Here is a 17,455-nt window from a genome sequence, read left to right as displayed (position 1 = left end):
CCCTCAGATTAGGTGTCAGAAATTTCAGACATCAATCACTTGTATGTCAGCTTAGAGTTACATTGATATATGTCAACTTAGATTGACGCCTTGGGGCGACGCGCCGTGATCACGCCTGTGATGAACGGACGCGCGGTGCGCAGTATTTCGATGGATGCGAAACCCGCCTCGGCCAACAGCTCTGAATGTCGCGCTGCGCTGCGCGGACGACCCGTCGTCATGGCGAGCGTGTAAAAGCCGAAGTAGGCGTCACCAGCTTTGTTGGGATGTTCACCGCCCGCCATCGGCTCACTGACCAAGATGCGGCCACCCGGCGGCAACGCGTCATGGCATTGCGCAAGCAGTGCGCGCACCGTGTCATCATCGTGGTCGTATAGAACACGGATCAGGCTGCACGCGTCGTGGCCGCGCGGAAGAGGATCATCCCGAAAGCTCCCCGAATGAACGGTTAGATCAGGATCACCGACAGTTGCCACAACGTGCGGCAGATCAAATAGGTGCCGCTCAACCCCGGGCCAACTCTGACCGACAGCTTTCAGGAAAGCGCCAGTCCCTCCGCCGACATCCAGCAGACGTTGTACACCGGACAAGTCTATCGCGCGCAATGTTTCCTCTGACACCAGCGTCTGGGATGAGGTCATCAGGCCGGAATACGTCTGAGCCACGCTCTGATCCGTCACCCCGGATTGCCCGAAGACGTAGGGCCAAAATTGCGCCAGCTCCGGTGCCGTCTCACCGCGCATCAGCGCGACCGGATCAGCGATATCCCGATAGAACATCGCGTGATGCCGTATCATGTCATCAAGGCCAGGAACGCCACATATCGCCGCCCCAAGCCGCCCCAACCGATAACGGCGAGTGCCTGCCCGCTCCAACAAATCTAGTGCAGCAGCAGCCTGGCAGAGCCGCTCCATTCGTTCGGGTGGAATATCGGTGCTGCGGGCCAGTTGGCCGATCTCAGCCGTTCCCTCCCCTATGCGCGAGAATAGATCCAGCTGCACACAGGCGAGCAAGGTCTGGGAATAGACAAAGCCGGAGACGAGATCATAAACCCGCGCCGCGTCGCGCCTGGCAATCCGGCGCGTCAGCGGGTTAGAGATCGCCCAGCTTTGAAAATCAGCCGACGCAATGGTCCGGTTCCGCCATCGCAAGAACCGCTCCCGCAAGCTCGTTCGCTTGGCAGGTGCGGGATCAGCCAGCGCGTTGGTCAAGGGACACCGGCATGATCATTTGGGCTTGAGCGCGCACCATTTCGCAAAGCTGCGCTTCCCCCGGGCAGGACGGGATCGAAGCAATCGCGCCGCCCAAGATATCATCAAGACGCCGGGTGGCACCCTCGATACCGTATTGCGCGACGGCACTGGGGCGGTCATGCGCCTCGTCCTGGCCAACCGGTTTGCCGAGCTCGTCCTGCGTCATAATCGCGTCGCGCAAATCGTCCGCGACCTGAAATGCCTCGCCAATCCGCGCGCCCAGTTCGATCCACGGCTCCGGATCCTCGCCAGCTGCAATCGCGCCCATGGTCGTTGCCGCCATGAACAGTGCGCCGGTCTTGGCCATGTGATAAGCGTGCAGATCGACTTGAGCCTCACTTTCCCAAGCCTGCCCCGCACATATCCCGTAGGGCATGCCGCTATAACGGGTCAGTGTGCGTGAGAGCTGGATGCCGCGATACGGATCGGAGAGCGATGCTTCGGCCAACGCGTCATAGGCCTGAATGATCAGGGTATCGCCGGTCAGAATGGCAAGCGCCTGCCCGTAAGCCTTGTGAACCGAAGGTTTGCCGCGCCGAATGTCCGCGTCATCAAAAACTGGCAGATCATCGTGGACGAGGCTGGCACAATGCATCAGCTCGATTGCTGCGGCCGCCGCGGTCGAAAGCTCTGGCGCATCGTCGCCACAGGCCCGCGCGACTGACAGACAGATCGTCGGCCGGATCCGCGCACCACCGGGCAGCACGGCATGCTCCAGCGCATCCGCAAGGCGCCCGGGATGCCGACCCCGACGGTGACGCGCAAGCGCTGCAGCTATGGCTGTCTCGATTCTGGCGTGGGTCGGCATACAATCACTCCCCAATTGCTATTGTCCAATATATCAGACAAAATACTGTAAACTACAGTGGACAGATTGCATGCACATGTCAAACGCCCTGCTCGCAAAGGCTCCGCAATGACGCGGCCGCGCGTCCTGATCATTGGGGCAGGCTTGGGCGGATTGGCGGCGGCGTTGCGATTGGCGCACGCAGGATGCGATGTGACGGTTCACGATCGGCATCCGGGACCCGGCGGAAAGATGCGCACGCTTCCCAGCGCGGCCGGGCCAGTGGATGCGGGACCCACCGTGTTTACGCTTCGCACTGTTTTTGAGGAACTGTTCGCATCCGTCGGAGAGCGTCTCGACACCCATCTTGATCTTGTTGCGGATCGCGTTGTGGCGCGGCACTGGTGGCCGGACGGGTCAACACTGGATCTGACCAATGACCTCGCGACGAATGCCCGCGCCATAGACGCTTTTGCTGGGTCACGCGCTGCGCAACAGTTTGAGCGGTTCAGCGCGGAAACTTCCATCCTGTTTGACCGGTTTCGCGCACCCGTCATGGACGCGCCCCGTATTCGTCTCTCCTCTCTCATCTCTCCAGTCCTGAGCGCGCCCAGCGTTATGGCGCGCGCCTTACGACCCGGCGCCACCCTCGCCAGTGCACTCGCGGCACGCTTTGACGATCCAAGGCTGCGCCAACTGTTCGGACGATATGCGACGTACGTCGGAGGCTCTCCTCTGGCCTCGCCCGCCTTGCTCGCCCTGATCTGGCAGGCAGAGGCAGCAGGGGTTTGGGCTATTCGCGGCGGTATGCACAAATTGGCAGTGACGCTCACCCAACTTGCCGAGGCACGCGGCGCGCGGTTCACCTTCGGGTCGCATATCGACGAGTTGTTGTTTGAGGGCGACCGCTGCGTCGGGCTCAAAACACGTGATGGCAGCACGCAACACGCAGATATTGTGGTCTTCAATGGTGATCCTGCCGCGCTGCATCAGGGCGCGTTGGGGCAAAGGGCGCGCGGGGCTGTCCGACGTAACGCAGCTTCACCGCGGGCTCTTTCGGCCCGAGTGTGGAGCTTTGCGGCCCGTGCCAACGGCCTGGAGCTCGCCCATCACAACGTCCTATTCGGGCGCGACCCGCTATCAGAGTTTCGGGATCTTGCCGCTGGGAAGATACCAAGCGACCCAACCCTCTACATCTGTGCGCAAGACAGGCTGGCCGACAGCCCACCCGGCGACCTCGAACGGTTCGAGATCATCGCGAATGCGCCCCCGCTCAGCCAGACCAGACAGGAGTCCCCGCCATGTCCGACAGCGATCTTCCCAACTCTGGCGCGTTTCGGCCTGAGTTTCGATCCGCAACCCGATCTGAACGCAGTCTCGACCCCGGCGGACTTCGCGAAGGCCTTTCCCGCGACCGACGGTTCCCTTTACGGGCGCAGCCCACATGGGACGATGGCCAGCTTCGCCCGAGCGACCGCACGCAGCCGGATCAAGGGGCTTTATCTGGCTGGGGGCGGCGTGCATCCGGGACCGGGGATTCCGATGGCAACCCGTTCCGGCCAGCACGCGGCAGAGGCGATCTTGAGCGACCTTGCTTCGACATCGACGTTCCGCCAGACGGCTATGCATGGTGGTATGTCGACGGCCTGACAGAGGACGGCACCAAGGGCATTTCGATCATCGGATTCATCGGATCGGTCTTTTCGCCTTGGTACCGCTGGAGCGGCAGACGCGACCCAGAAAACAATTGCTGTATCAATGTCGCAACCTATGGCAAGGGCGGACGCTGGACCATGACGGACCGGGGATCGGAGGCATTGCGTCTGTCGCCGGACCGATTGCAGGTCGGCCCGTCGAGCTTCAATTGGGACGGTGACCGCCTCGTCATTGAGATTGACGAGATATCGACACCGCACGCCCAGCGCGTACGTGGCACGGTCACCGTGACGCCAAGCGCTGTCACGTCTGTCGAAGTTCCGCTTGCTGAGGATGGCACGCATATTTGGCGACCATTCGCACCCACCGCGCGGATCGACGTTGCCCTGAACAGGCCCGGCTGGAACTGGACAGGCCATGGCTATTTTGACGCCAATTTCGGCGTGCGGGCACTTGAGGATGATTTCGATTATTGGACCTGGGCGCGACTGCCTTGCCAGAACGGAACAACCGCGTTCTATGACGCGACGCGCAGGGATGGCTCTGAACTGGCAGTCGCCTTGCAGTTTGGCCCGGACGGATCGGTCAACCAAATTGAGGCACCCGCTAAGACGCAGCTGCCAAGATCGCTATGGGCGATGCGTCGCGAGACACGCTGCGATGACGGACATTGCCCGCACCAGGTCAGGCCCATGCTGGACGCCCCATTCTATACCCGCTCGGCGATCGAGACGCATATCGGCGGCACGCGATGCGTCGGAGTTCACGAGGCGCTCGACCTGCGCCGCTTTGCGTCGCCCCTGTTGAAACCAATGCTGGCGGTGCGAGTGCCGCGACGGCGTAGATGGTCTCACAACAGCTAAGCGCTGCCGGACCGCGAGCAGAGACTTCAGGCGGGCTGGTCCCCATTGCGCTGCAACAGCGACGCGTTCAGCGCAGCGGCATAGCTCACCCAAAGTAGGTATGGCACGAAAAGCCAACCGGCCAGCTCATCGACACTGAAAAAGGCCAATGTCGTGGCAAGCACAGCGAGCCAAAGGCAAATGATAGCGATCAAGCCCGCCTTCAGTCGTTTGAGCCCGAAGAAAATTGGAGTCCAGAGGGTATTCAGCGCAATCTGCAATGCCCAGAACGCAAGGGCTTGTGTTGCGCCCTGATAGGCCACCCGCGCCGCGGCAATCGCGATCACGATGTAGAGGATGGTCCACGCGACAGGAAAAGCCCATTTCGGCGGGTTCCACGCAGGTTTGTCGAGGCGATCATACCAATCCCCCGGCTCGAACAGCATTCCAGTGCTGGCCGCCGCACAGCATGCAGCAAAGAAGATTGCGAAGGTCAGAATGTCCATCTTGCCGCGTTCCTTGTCACGTCAGGATAGAGAACCTGTGGCATTCTTCTGATTTTCCAAGGTCGCGAAAATATCCATCAGGCTGGCGGAGCGATCAATGTCTTGGGTCCGACTGGCAGCAGCCTCGACCAGAAATGCGGTCTCAGCCAAAGGTCGGGCATGCAAGACCGACCGCCGGGGCATAATGACACTTGCCCCTGAACGTCCCAGCGCAATGACCAGCAAGCCCAGCTTCGTAGCAGTGCTCGTCCGCGCCCGATAGGTGATATTGTCATATCCCGCGCGCCGCAGATTGGTACCGATCCCCGCATAGATGTGGCGCGCGGCGAATATCCCGGGGCGACACCGAGCCGGCAACACCTGAATTCCCGACGTCGCTCTGCGATAGAGCCGATCCGCCTCGACCAACATGCGCCGGGTGACGCTTGCGATCTCCGTTCCGGGAACTGGATTTGCCAGGAATGCATCGGGGTCGATCCCGGCCTCGGTCATCCAATCGGTCGGCAGATAGAGCCGCCCGGCCCGCGCATCCTCGCCCACGTCACGGGCAATGTTGGTCAGCTGCATCGCGACGCCGAGATCACAGGCTCGGGCCAATGCATCGGCCTCACGCACGCCCATCAAGACACACATCATCGCCCCAACAGCCGAGGCGACACGCGCGGAATAGGCATGGACATCGGCAATCGTCGCATAGCGCCGCTCTTCCGCATCCCAGGCAAAGCCTTCCAGCAGCGCGTCGGGCAACGCGCGCGGAAGATCATGCTCGGCCACCATTGCGGCAAAGGCGCGGTCGGCCGGCGTGTCCCGTGGCGTTCCGGCATAGGCAAGATCCAACCGATCCCGCAGCGCAAGGACCGAGGCCGCCTTCTCATCCGTCAAATCCACCGCATCATCAGCCAGCCTGCAAAAGGCGTAAAGCGCCAACGCAGGGTCCCTCACTTCTCGCGGCAGAAGAAGCGAGGCCGTGTAAAAGGAGCGCGACCCATGACGGATCGCCTCCCGACAATGGTCGAGGTCGGCTGTGTTGATCATCGTGCGACGGCCTCCGGCACCAAACTGCCCAACACCTCGGCCGAAGCGATAACGCCTGGCAGGCCCGCACCGGGATGGGTGCCGGCACCCACGAGATAGAGACCTTCGATTTCTTCGGAGATATTGTGCGGGCGGAACCAGGCGCTCTGCAAAATGCGCGGCTCAATTGAGAACGCGCTGCCAAATGGAGACAGGTAGCGCGTCTCAAAATCCGCGGGGGTCAGAATGTGCTGCGCTGTCAGATGATCGCCAAGACCCGGCAAAAGCTGCTCTTCCAATACGGCCTGCACCTTCTGCCTGTAGCTTTCCGCCTCCTGCGCCCAATTGACCGGGTCCTTATGACCAAGATGCGGCACAGGCGACAAAGCGTAGAAGGTATCGTCGCCATCAGGCGCAACGCTCGGATCAGTCACCGAGGGCCGATGGACATAGAGGCTCATATCATCAGCAAGCTTGCCCTTGATGAAAATGTCATTGAGCAGCCCTTCGTAACGCGGACCGTTCAGGATTGTATGATGGCCCGCACCCGGCCACATATCGGATGTACCCTTCGTGCCGAAATACCATACGAAAAGGCCCATGGACCAGCGTGTCCGCGATTTGAGCCGTCGATCCGTCCAGCGTTTTTTCTTGCATTTCAGTGTTTTGAGATAGGTGTGACCGGCATCCGCATTCGAGACGACCAAACCGGCACGCAACGTGTCGCCATCGGCCAGTCGCACACCGCTCACACGGTCTCCGTCGGTGGTGATTTCACTCACCTCAGTGTCCAGCATCAGCCGTCCGCCCTGCTCTTGGATGACGCGCGCCATGGCCAGGGCGATGGCCCCTGCCCCACCTTGCGCATAATGAACGCCGAACTGTTTCTCGAGATAACTCACCAGAATATACATTGAGGTGACATGCATCGGATCGCCACCGATGAAGAGTGGATGAAAGCTCAGCGCCATCTGCAATCGTTTGTCGCGAACACGGCGTTTCGCATGGCTCAGAACCGAGCGATCCGCGCGCAACATTCCAAATGTCGGCAAGACTTTGATCAAATCCCAAAGCTTGTGCATCGACCGGCGGCCCAGATCCTCAAACCCGAACGCATAGCGCCGCTCACTGTCCTTGAGAAACCTGTCATAGCCCTTCAGATCACCAGGGGAGAGCCGTTCAACCTCGGCACGCATGGCCTCCGTCGAACCGGACGCCGTGAAATGGGAGCCATCAGGCCAGCGGATCTCATAGAACGGGTCGAGTGCGGTCAGATCGACATAGTCGTCAAAGCGGCGGCCCGTCGCCTGCCAAAGTTCCCGAAAGACCTGCGGGACTGTTACAATGGTTGGCCCCAGATCGAACCGATGACCCGCCTTGGTAATCGAACTTGCCCGACCACCAACCATATCGAGGCGATCAATGACCGTGACGCGATAGCCTTTGGCACCAAGCCGCATCGCGGCGGCGAGCCCACCGAACCCTGCGCCAATCACGATCGCCGGAGGGCGGGTGTCAGACCCGGTCTCAAGATCAGTATGTGGATCAACGCGCGTTAGCATGAGGTCTCCCCTAGGTGTCACTCTAAATTTACACCTAAAGCAGAAAATTGACAGGTAAACCTTTCACTGCCTTCAAAAACATTGCCATTGGCGGCTATATTGTCAGGATATGAAGACAGACTGCGCCGTAGGAGCCGTTCCATCGACACCGTAACCCTCACCTTGCACCGCTTTGATAGCCTCGGCGCGCGGCTCTGGGCCTTTGCGCAGATGGGGCTGGCACGCCGTGCGTTACGGCGCGTCGAGGGGATCGGTTTTCATAAATTGCTCGGCTCCGGTAGCGGTGAGGGCTTCACACCTGTGCCAAATACGGCGGTGTACGGCATTTTGGCTGTTTGGCCTGATCGGCAAACCGCCCGGCGCGCCATCGAAACGGCGCCAGTTTTCCGCAGGTTTCGCACGCGCGCGAATGAGCAGTGGACAGTATTCCTCGACCCGACGTCGGTGCGCGGGGAATGGGATGCGCAGCAGCCCTTTCGAGTTGCAGCCAATCCGGCAGGACCGGTCGTGGCCTTGACCCGTGCCACGATAAAACCGTCTGTCCTGCTCAAGTTCTGGCAAAAAGTGCCTGCGATCAGTGCCGTGATCGGCGCCGATCAGAACCGCCTGTTCAAAATCGGCATCGGAGAGGTGCCATGGCTGCACCAGATCACCTTCTCCATCTGGCCAGACACCCAATCCATGGCGGCATTTGCGCGCGTCGATGGCCCCCATGCCGAAGCAATCCGCGCAGTGCGCGCTGGCAATTGGTTTGCCGAAGAGCTCTACGCCCGCTTTCGCATCAGCGGGGAGATCGGCCAATGGTCAGGCCCCTGGCCCGGACCGACGCCGCTGACCCATCTCGACCTGCCGAAAGACCAGACACGATGACACAACCGTTTCCCTTTACCGCCATTGTCGGTCAGGACGAGATGAAACAGGCCTTGGTCCTGACGGCGATTGATCCCGGCATCGGCGGTGTGCTGATTTTTGGTGATCGCGGAACAGGGAAATCAACAGCCGTCCGTGCATTGGCCGCGCTCCTGCCCTCCATAGAGGCTGTTGACGGCTGTCCATACAACTGCGCGACCCTGCCGGGCACCTGCCCTCATTGCGCACAACATCCCGGAAAGTCCCTGAAGTCCCGCCCCGCGCCCGTGATCGATCTGCCATTGGGTGCGACTGAGGACCGGGTGACAGGTGCGCTCGATATCGAACGTGCGCTGACGCAGGGGGAGAAGGCATTTGAACCGGGCCTGCTGGCCCGTGCCAATCGCGGATATCTCTACATCGACGAAGCAAACTTGCTGGAAGATCACATTGTCGACTTGCTGCTGGACGTAGCGCAATCCGGCGTAAATGTTGTGGAGCGTGAGGGGCTATCTATCCGCCATGACGCCCGGTTCGTGCTCGTCGGCTCGGGCAACCCGGAAGAGGGTGAACTGCGCCCACAGCTTCTCGACCGGTTCGGCCTCTCCGTCGATGTCGGATCACCGAGTGACATTGGACAACGTGTGGAAGTCATCAAGCGCCGTGATGCGTACGAGACGGACAAAGCTGCCTTTATGAAACGGTGGCGCGCTCAGGATACCAAGCTGCGCAAGGCAATCCTGGCCGCGCGCGCCACACTTGCCGATATTAAGACACCAGATGACGTGCTTGAGGATTGTGCCCGCCTTTGCGTGGCTCTTGGCTCTGATGGACTGCGCGGAGAGTTGACCCTGTTGCGCACCGCGCGTGCGCTGGCCGCTTTCCAGGGTGATACCGCGCTGAACCGCACCCATATCGCACGGATTGCTCCAGCCGCACTCAGCCACCGCCTGCGCCGCGATCCGCTGGATGATGCGGGGTCAGCCCTGCGTGTTGAACGCGCCGTCGCCGAACTGTTCGGCTAGAGCGATGATCGCCGACGCGCTCAGCCTGTTTGCGCAATCGCCCCAGACCTTTGGTGGGCTCGTCCTGCGCGCAAGGGTGGGGCCCGCGCGCGATAGAGTGCTTCAAACGATCCGGCAGATATTCCCCCACGCGCGCAAGATCACGCCAGCAACCGACGACGCTGCGCTGTTTGGGGCCCTTGATGTTGTTGCGACCCTCGCCGAGGGGCGCGAGGTGCGCCAACCCGGCCTGGTCTCACCTTCGGCAATCCTCATTCTCTCGATGGCCGAACGCGTCGATTCGGCCCTCAGCGCGCGACTCGCCACAGCGCTCGACAAAGGCGAGTTGGGGGCGATCATCGCCTTGGATGAGGGGGAAGATGACGAAACCCTGCACCCTGCCCTTTCTGACAGGCTGGCCTTCCATATCGATCTGGATGGTTCACGCGCAGACACGATTAAGCTGCGCAACAGCACGGTGCCAACGGCCAGTATCTCGGCAGAGCAGCTTGGCGATTTGACGCTACTCGCCGCACGTCTTGGCATCGCAGGCTTGCGCGCACCTCTCCAAGCGGTGAATGCCGCGCGTGGCCTTGCCCGCCTCGTAGGTCAGTCAGAGACCACAGAGGCTGAAATCATCCGCGCAGCCGAGCTGGTCCTCCTGCCGCGCGCCCGGCAAATCCCGGCGATGGAGGAGGAGCAGGAACAGGCACCGCCGCCGCCGGATCCAGACTCCGATGCCGAAGTAGAGCGCCCCCGGACGGCTGACGCCATCCCGGACGATATCCTGCTCGACGCGATCAAGGCGCAACTCCCGCCAGAACTCCTCACACGGCTGACGGCCCGCGCCCATCGCGGTGCCAAAGGAGCAGGCGCAGGCGCGCGCAAGAAAGGCAACCGGCGTGGACGGCCCCTGCCGGCAAGACCGGGCAGGCCCGGTCAAGGGGACAGGCTGGATCTTGTGGCCACGCTAAGGATGGCAGCGCCATGGCAAACGATCCGACGGGAAGCCCAACCGCACGGACCAAAGGTGCTGATCCGGCCGACAGATTTGCGATTGCGCCGGTTCGAGGAGCGTTCCGACCGCCTGTTGATCTTCGGCGTCGATGCCTCCGCCTCCACAGCTATGGCACGCCTGGCAGAGGCGAAAGGTGCTGTCGAGCAATTGTTGGCCGAGGCCTACGCCAGACGTGATCACGTCGCTCTCATTGCCTTCCGCGGAGAAAATGCAGAATTGGTGCTTTCCCCCACACGCGCGCTGGTCGCGGCAAAACGTAGCTTGCAGGGCCTTGCAGGCGGGGGCGGAACACCGCTTGCCTCGGGTCTGATGCTCAGCGCGACCCTCGCTGGGCAAAGTGCAAGCCGGGGAATGAGTCCAACCCTCATTCTGTTAACCGACGGCAAGGGCAACATCTCATTGAGCGGAGAACCGGGACGCGCCACAGCCCGTGAAGACAGCGAGAACGCAGCAAAGGAAATAGCCCGGGCTGGCTGGCCCGCACTTGTCATCGACACAGCGCACCGCCCGCAAGCCTCGGCGCGCGACTTAAGCATCGCGCTTCGCGCAACCTACCTGCCCATGCCGCGCGCTGACGCGGCCCGCTTGACGGAGGCGGTCACAGCTGCACTGAGACCGACATGACCCCGGCAGATTGGCCGCATCGCGCGCACAGCCTGTTCATTGAAAGCGCGCCACACCGCTGGCACATTCAGCGCATGGGCCAAGGCCCGACAGCGCTGTTGTTGCACGGGGCCGGCGCCTCAACCCACAGCTTTGCCCCGTTGATGAGCCGTCTTGCGGATCATTTCGATCTTGTCGCCGTGGATCTTCCCGGTCAGGGCTTCACACAACTGGGCACGCGCGGGCGCTGTGGTCTGAGCGCCATGGCAGAGGACATTGCCGCGCTTTGCGCCTCGCTTGACCTCACCCCGCAATTGATTGTCGGACACTCTGCGGGGGCTGCAATCGCGCTGCGGCTGTCGACCTGCCTGCCGCAGCAGCCGCGCGAGATCGTCGGAATCAACGGTGCCTTTGCAGAGTTCGAAGGTCTGGCAGGCCTCTTTTTTCCGATGATGGCCAAGGCACTGACCCTCAATCCATTCGTCGCCGGTACTTTTTCACGGCTCGCTGGCTCCAAACGCAACGTGCAACGTTTGATCGAGGGCACAGGCAGTACGATCAGCGCAGAGGGCTTGTCCTGCTACCAACATCTCGTGTCCCAACCCGCACATGTGGAGGCAACACTTGCGATGATGGCGCAATGGAACCTCGCCGAACTGCGCGCGATCGTCCAGCAGATCGAAACGCAATGCCGGTTCTTGGTAGGTAATCTGGATAAAGCGGTACCGCCCAGAACGTCAGAGCAACTCGCGCACCGATTAGCGAACGCAGCATGCGAGTACGCTCAAGACGTCGGGCACTTGCTTCATGAAGAGGCGCCAGATCTGGCCGCCAACTTCGTTCGAAGCGGTCAAATAGGCCAGAGATCAAAATAAAAGTGGCGGAGACGAAGGGAAACTTTATCGGATGATTTAAGATCAATTCAAGCCGCTGTAAATACATAATAATATATATTTGAGAGTGGGTATCACCGCACTCAACAACTGTTACCCTCGATAAAATACACAAATTCAACGACCAATGGACGTGCTCAACTGGACGTCGTGTCACTAGGAAAATTACAGTTCACCCCGCCCGCTTTGACGCCAATTTTAGAAATCGCGATGCGATCCTAAGCCGAAATTCGGGCAGAGGGTCTATAGTGCGCGGCGGTTTCCCATGCCCGACATTCGCTTCGGTGCTGTGCATTTGATCGATCAGAGTGAAGCTATGCGGGACGAAGCGGACTTTGAAAAGTTCTGATTGAATTGCTGGTTTCGACCCATCGCTAAATTGGTAGACCTGAAGTGAAGATTCAAAGTCGCAGCGGTCAGCTGCAACGCCGCCAAATGAGCACTCCGTATGTTAGCGCTGCCTGAAAGCACTACTCCTACCGCCCTAGCCCCACACCGTACCTTGGAGTTGAGCACAAATTCGCCTATATCTTGTATCAACTGCGCGAATTGAAGGACTTTATAGTGTCCCGCTGGTCTGACGAATTTGATGAACACCCGATCCACCAGCTACTAAATCAAGCTGACGAATACTTGGCTAGTGAGGTCGACAACACCGACGCTGAATTTGGGGATGAACGGCGGCGGCTTAGGAATGTTCTAGGGACTCTGCGGGCAGTGGTCGCGGGACTAGACCCAGACTTTTATCCCAAGCAATTGCTCGACCAGATTCATCAGCATTTTAACGGGCAAGTGCTGAACCAGCTAAGGGCATACTCAACCCAAAAGGCTGTGAATCAGCTTCGGACGGCGAACGACCACGCAACACAGTACGCACCCCAAATTTTCAGCCTTGCGGGCATGTCACGCCCCCAAGAAGCACAAGAGTCTGTCTCAAACGCTCAGAAGGCGTTCGCATCATTTGCGGCTTCGATGGAATCAACTGCAAACGAGACTAATCAGCGCTTCACGAAACACGAAGCAGAACTTTCCGCAGTCAGAGAAAAGGCGGCGTCATTGGAGCAAACTCTCGACGGCCTAGATACTACAGCGAATGATAAGCTGGCAGAATGGCAGTACGACTTTACCGAAATGCAGACCGCACAAGCGCAACAGCATTCAGACGCACAAATAGAGCGGGATACGAAGTTTGACGAATTTTTGACCGAATGGAAGACCACTGTTGAGTCTCAACAGAACGAGATTGCCACGACGCAGGCGGACAAACTGCAAGACACTCTGGATGCATTCAAGGTGATTGGCGAAGAAACGTTGGCGGACGTGAAGGAAAAACATGCGTCTATACGCGAGATTCATAAGTTGGTAGGTCGCGATAGCGTGGCGGGGGGGTATCAAACGAGCGCAGGTGAAGAAAAAGCTGAGGCTAACCGTTGGCGGTGGATTTCTCTGGCCTGCCTTGCTGCCGCTATCATTTGGCTAGGCGTTAAGTATTGGTCCGGTTTCAGCACGACAACGGCAGGTGGTTTGAATTGGCCCGAAATCATCACAGCTTCATCACTTACAGCGGTGTTCCTTGTGGCAGCGGGTTACACCTCAAGACAATCAAAGCTGCACCGCGACAACGAAAAGCTGTTGCGGTCATACGCGCTCGAAACGAAGGCGTTGGACCCATTTATCGCCAGCCTGGAAAAAGACGAACAACAGGCGATCAAAGCTGAGTTGGTTCGGCGCATGTTTGGACAACAGAACGCCACCGGGCGAAACAAGCAGGTGAAACTAGACGAAGGTTCCATGAAGACAATCGTGGAAAAAGTGTCGGATGGCGTGACAGAGATAGTGGAAAAGGTGGTCAATAAGAGCTGATTTATGAGAGGTGTATTTGGCCTACACCTCTCACTTCTCTAAGGACCAACCCACTGCCCAAATAACGGTTTTGACTGAATTGATTGGAGGTCTGCCATTTGAACGCAAAGGCTGTATCACTCGCAATGCTGACTTCCGTGCGGCTTGCAGCATTTGGTGGGTTTGTGCCCACAGGAGATATTGGCCGCAGAGCGCCATGCTGAAATGACACAGCGCCAAGTCCACGATGGTGACGGCCCATACCGAACATTTGCAACCAACCAACCGACCGAACGTCAGAACCCAGCACCAAATCGGACATGGCCGGTCATCACCCTGGGCGAAAAAAGAAGTTCGTTGCAGGAAAGAGTTCGAAAGTTCCCGCAAAATCAACGATATATTCGAAAATACATAATGAGTTCGGCCACTTACCAAAAACAGATTTTTTACCGCACGCCTAGTACTAACTTCGTCTAGTGATGGTAGTGGTTTCCAAGGTGGAATGGAGCTTAGCGTCCTTCCCACCTTCATTGAAAAGGATCAAACTCGCCAATGATCGCTCGCATTTGCACCAACTACCTGGTCGTAAAGCACAGCTGTCTCGGTTCAGGATGTGGGATGTCTGGTACTTGGTGGCACCGAGCTAATTCATCGACGAATGAAAGATCCACACATTGCTCACTCTCGAAACCTGCAAACGTGCTATGTGCTTCCCAAGCTGAGGGGTAATACTGCTTGGCGATCATCATTGTAAAGGCAAGTGGAGTTAATCTTCTTTCGACAGACCACCGGTTCTCAGTGTGGCGACCGATGTGAAGGTGTGCAGCAGGGTGTAATACAGGTCTGCGTGCTTCGAGATCATATTCATATCTGATACATGGTACAGCGTTTACCAACTCAAACGAGCCAACAATGTCTGCAAAGTCCTCGTAGCTTATATCTCCTGTCTCCACCATTTTTTTGGCCTTTGATTGTTGGCGGATTGCGGATTCAACCCCAGTGATCCAAGGATTTGGAAAGTATGCTAGACGCCATTTTTCCGATGAGGTCCAGCTGAACTGAAACATCGCATCGTCGAACATCATGGAATTGTAGTAGGAGAGAGAAACTGCAGTCTGGTAGATCGAAACGTACGTCGATTCAGGCTCAAGAGCAACTTCGTTAAAGTCACGATTGGGATCTAGTGAGTGGTTTGATATGCACGCCTCCCCAATTCCCAAACGGTCGTATAGAAGTGCCCAAGAGGCGCGAATGCTCTTTTGGAAATCCTGCTTGTTCACGGCCTCTAGTCCCGGTCAATCACAGAGAAAAGATCATCATCAGTGAGGCCGAGTTCGTCTTTCACCTTATCAATTTGAATTTTTGCCTCAAGGAGCTTACTGTCTTTGTCTCTCAAGTCCCTTTGGATCAACTCGATCTGATCAACATCAGGCATCGTAAAAACCATGCGAGGGCAGTTCGCCAAGGCTGTGCCGACTTCTCCCATAAGCCTTTGATAACTGGAAGAGCTTTCGTAGCCCGAAATGCATAGCCAAGCTTTGGAACGTGTAAAGGCAGTGAATAGGCGATTGCGGCCAGTTCGGGATATTAGGTTTACAGCGTCGCACCCCAATACAATCACAACCGCCGCCTCGTTTCCTTTCGCTCGGTGCACTGTGCTCATGGTGACTTTTCCTTCTATCAGGAAGGGCGGTTCGTTGTACTTATCAGCAATGATATTGTTGCTTTGATAGCCAAGCGTGGCCAACGTCGCTGAAAGCTCGTTCAGATACTGGCGTGCTGATCTATCGTCGATGGCGATGACCATAATGTCGTGCGGTTCCAACCCCGCTTTGACAAACGCATCTACTTTTTGAGCACAGGCCGCAACTTCTTCCGAAAGGTTCGCGTAGGCGTCGTACTTGATGAGATCGAAGCCGTTGACGTGTTCCAGGCTTGTTGGGCTGTTTCGACCGGGTCGCTCAACAATAATCTCGTCGTCAGTGGCGAAACCTCCAGAAATTACATCGTATCCCACGTCTTCCCAATGCTCTTTGTTTTGAAGCATCTGGACCGGTTGCCCATATAACCCAAAGCCGATTGCATGAGCGAGAACCAGAACGTTCTTCTGATTTCGATAGCATTTTTGCAAAACAAAATCGTTTGTTTCTGCATACTCTGGTAGTGACCTGGCGAGTGAAATATTTGGTTCTCCGTCGGTGTCGGACCCGAAAAGCGTCTCTGGAGAGCGAACTTCTACGTTAAAGATATTTTGCAACTCATCATAAGCCCAGACGATCTGCTTGTTATCACGTGGACCCTTCGCCAAGTGAAAACACATTTGATAGAAGCCATCTGGAAAATCCTGTCCTTCATCTATCAAAATCAGATCATAGTACTCTTGTATCGACGCAGAACCCATTAGCTCTTTGCAGACATAATCAAACGGGTCGGCCCGCCCCTTTGCGTCCATAAATGAAAGAGGGGTTCTGCCGAGCCTCATAGACAGATCTCGGTATACACCAGGTGTGTCTCGCCTACCCCAACCGTGCCGGACGTCTATTCTGTCCCAATTTGGCTCACCTTCAGCGAAGTGCCGATAAAACCTTGTTATCATTCGGATAACCGTATCTCTTAGGCTTCTAGTGAAGTAAGTAAACAAGATTTGCGCGTCAGGATTTTCAATATGTGCCATCGCAGCCTTCATAGCCAAAATGACCGTTTTCCCTGAGCCTGCTAGCCCTCTGATTCTCTGAGGGCAATTCAGGTTTGTAAGCGCAACGTTCCGTTGCGAAGAGTCAAAACTGGCTATCTCTTCTTCAAGTTTGCTCAGCGCGACACCTAAAGCTTGCTGTTCGGGGTCTTCTATCTTCCGTCGGTTCGGGCGTCCGAGAGCCTTTGCTCCCTCCAATATTGAACGAACTTCAGCCACTTCATCAACCGAAAGCTGGTGGACAGATACAGCCTCTATCCCATCTAAGAGCGCTTCTTCAGTGGACGCTACTTCGGCCTCCATATCACCGTTTGGATCACAGCCCGGAGAGTACAAAATTGGGATGACGTCGAAAACTAGTTTGCGACGTTTTCGCAGAAGCCCACTTTTCAACAACTGCGATTCAGAACTAGCGGCTGCTTGAGAAATGCTGGCGTCGGCTCTAGCGAGATTTTCGAGATCTGGATTGGCAAGGCACCGTATAAGAACCAAACCACACGTGGAGCTGACTAGAGCCAAGTCCACTTGATGCACGGTCGCATCATAGTCTGAGATTTGGGGCCAGCCATAATAAAGGACACCACCATCAGCCCCGAGTTCATCAGCACTATCTCGGAGGAGCCGGATGACGTGATCAATGTGGGGGTGTGCCTCATAGTCTGAACGGACTGGGATAAATTCTAGCGGCATTTGTTTCTAGTCTCGCTTTCTCAAAAAAAGCTCTGATTGCTGGATGCGAACTAGCCCACTTTTAAGCGGTACTAGCTCTTACTAACCCCAAGTACCAACAGCTTACTAGTACCGCGCCGACCAACGTTTTCATATGATTGAACCAAATCTCTCCGATTTCGGGCTGCGCCTCAGCATCCCAATGCCGGACAAACATCTACTTTGAAGCGCCCGATCAAGCTTCAACGTCCGGAACCGGCGCACC

At 57.5% G+C, this 17,455-nt stretch carries 14 protein-coding genes; 7 read left to right on the top strand and 7 right to left on the bottom strand.

The window, feature by feature from the left end:
* Positions 1-77: 77 nt before the first annotated feature.
* Both POI8812_RS06420 and POI8812_RS06415 read right to left on the bottom strand, forming a co-directional pair.
* Entirely contained in the window at positions 78-1,151 is a 1,074-nt protein-coding gene (locus tag POI8812_RS06420; protein WP_245895299.1) for a methyltransferase, read from the bottom strand.
* Between the two features lie 40 nt (positions 1,152-1,191).
* Positions 1,192-2,061, bottom strand: a complete 870-nt coding sequence (locus POI8812_RS06415; RefSeq protein WP_108781735.1) for a polyprenyl synthetase family protein — start codon at positions 2,059-2,061, stop codon at positions 1,192-1,194.
* Positions 2,062-2,169: 108 nt separating this feature from the next.
* Here POI8812_RS06415 and crtD point away from each other — a divergent pair, with 108 nt between their 5' ends.
* A complete protein-coding gene (gene crtD / locus POI8812_RS06410) occupies positions 2,170-3,690 on the top strand; it encodes a 1-hydroxycarotenoid 3,4-desaturase CrtD (RefSeq protein ID WP_108781734.1) in 1,521 nt (506 codons plus the stop codon).
* The gene (crtC, locus tag POI8812_RS06405; RefSeq protein ID WP_503127981.1) at positions 3,642-4,559 is read left to right on the top strand and encodes a carotenoid 1,2-hydratase; all 918 of its coding nucleotides are present in this window, start codon (positions 3,642-3,644) and stop codon (positions 4,557-4,559) included. Before crtD ends, crtC begins: the two co-directional genes overlap by 49 nt.
* Before the next feature lie 26 nt (positions 4,560-4,585).
* On the opposite strand, the gene tspO is transcribed toward crtC, so the two are convergent.
* The 3 genes from tspO to POI8812_RS06390 are packed head-to-tail and all read right to left on the bottom strand — an operon-like array spanning position 4,586 to position 7,620.
* Positions 4,586-5,044 carry a tryptophan-rich sensory protein TspO gene (tspO, locus tag POI8812_RS06400; RefSeq protein ID WP_108781733.1) on the bottom strand — a complete coding sequence of 153 codons (459 nt, stop codon included), beginning with the start codon at positions 5,042-5,044 and terminating at the stop codon, positions 4,586-4,588.
* Between the two features lie 21 nt (positions 5,045-5,065).
* Complete coding sequence (gene crtB / locus POI8812_RS06395) at positions 5,066-6,079, bottom strand: 15-cis-phytoene synthase (protein WP_108781732.1); 1,014 nt, start codon at positions 6,077-6,079, stop codon at positions 5,066-5,068.
* Entirely contained in the window at positions 6,076-7,620 is a 1,545-nt protein-coding gene (locus POI8812_RS06390) for a phytoene desaturase (RefSeq protein WP_108781731.1), read from the bottom strand. The genes crtB and POI8812_RS06390 overlap by 4 nt, the downstream gene beginning before the upstream one ends.
* Positions 7,621-7,719: 99 nt before the next feature.
* Between POI8812_RS06390 and crtA the strand changes: the two genes are divergently transcribed.
* The 5 genes from crtA (at position 7,720) to POI8812_RS06365 (ending at position 13,850) form a co-directional block, all read left to right on the top strand.
* A complete protein-coding gene (gene crtA, locus POI8812_RS06385) occupies positions 7,720-8,490 on the top strand; it encodes a spheroidene monooxygenase (RefSeq protein WP_245895297.1) in 771 nt (256 codons plus the stop codon).
* Entirely contained in the window at positions 8,487-9,494 is a 1,008-nt protein-coding gene (gene bchI, locus POI8812_RS06380) for a magnesium chelatase ATPase subunit I (RefSeq protein WP_108781730.1), read from the top strand. Before crtA ends, bchI begins: the two co-directional genes overlap by 4 nt.
* Before the next feature lie 4 nt (positions 9,495-9,498).
* Complete coding sequence (locus tag POI8812_RS06375; protein WP_108781729.1) at positions 9,499-11,115, top strand: magnesium chelatase subunit D; 1,617 nt, start codon at positions 9,499-9,501, stop codon at positions 11,113-11,115.
* A complete protein-coding gene (gene bchO / locus POI8812_RS06370) occupies positions 11,112-11,969 on the top strand; it encodes an alpha/beta fold hydrolase BchO (protein ID WP_108781728.1) in 858 nt (285 codons plus the stop codon). The genes POI8812_RS06375 and bchO overlap by 4 nt, the downstream gene beginning before the upstream one ends.
* Positions 11,970-12,551: 582 nt before the next feature.
* Positions 12,552-13,850 carry a hypothetical protein gene (locus POI8812_RS06365; protein WP_146186131.1) on the top strand — a complete coding sequence of 433 codons (1,299 nt, stop codon included), beginning with the start codon at positions 12,552-12,554 and terminating at the stop codon, positions 13,848-13,850.
* A gap of 554 nt (positions 13,851-14,404) precedes the next feature.
* Here POI8812_RS06365 and POI8812_RS06360 read toward each other — a convergent pair.
* Both POI8812_RS06360 and POI8812_RS06355 read right to left on the bottom strand, forming a co-directional pair.
* Complete coding sequence (locus tag POI8812_RS06360; RefSeq protein ID WP_108781726.1) at positions 14,405-15,109, bottom strand: DUF2290 domain-containing protein; 705 nt, start codon at positions 15,107-15,109, stop codon at positions 14,405-14,407.
* A 5-nt stretch (positions 15,110-15,114) separates the two neighbouring features.
* Complete coding sequence (locus POI8812_RS06355) at positions 15,115-17,211, bottom strand: DEAD/DEAH box helicase (protein WP_108781725.1); 2,097 nt, start codon at positions 17,209-17,211, stop codon at positions 15,115-15,117.
* Positions 17,212-17,455: the final 244 nt, after the last annotated feature.

The organism is Pontivivens insulae (assembly GCF_900302495.1).
GTDB lineage: Bacteria > Pseudomonadota > Alphaproteobacteria > Rhodobacterales > Rhodobacteraceae > Pontivivens > Pontivivens insulae.
Note: the sequence above shows the minus strand (reverse complement) of the source record. Positions and strands in the feature narration are given on the sequence as shown.

Coding starts and splice junctions, on each gene's coding strand:
- POI8812_RS06415 (WP_108781735.1), bottom strand. CDS start 2,061: ATGCCGACCCACGCCAGAATCGAGACAGCCATAGCTGCAGCGCTTGCG.
- crtD (WP_108781734.1), top strand. CDS start 2,170: ATGACGCGGCCGCGCGTCCTGATCATTGGGGCAGGCTTGGGCGGATTG.
- tspO (WP_108781733.1), bottom strand. CDS start 5,044: ATGGACATTCTGACCTTCGCAATCTTCTTTGCTGCATGCTGTGCGGCG.
- crtB (WP_108781732.1), bottom strand. CDS start 6,079: ATGATCAACACAGCCGACCTCGACCATTGTCGGGAGGCGATCCGTCAT.
- POI8812_RS06390 (WP_108781731.1), bottom strand. CDS start 7,620: ATGCTAACGCGCGTTGATCCACATACTGATCTTGAGACCGGGTCTGAC.
- bchI (WP_108781730.1), top strand. CDS start 8,487: ATGACACAACCGTTTCCCTTTACCGCCATTGTCGGTCAGGACGAGATG.
- POI8812_RS06375 (WP_108781729.1), top strand. CDS start 9,499: ATGATCGCCGACGCGCTCAGCCTGTTTGCGCAATCGCCCCAGACCTTT.
- bchO (WP_108781728.1), top strand. CDS start 11,112: ATGACCCCGGCAGATTGGCCGCATCGCGCGCACAGCCTGTTCATTGAA.
- POI8812_RS06355 (WP_108781725.1), bottom strand. CDS start 17,211: ATGCCGCTAGAATTTATCCCAGTCCGTTCAGACTATGAGGCACACCCC.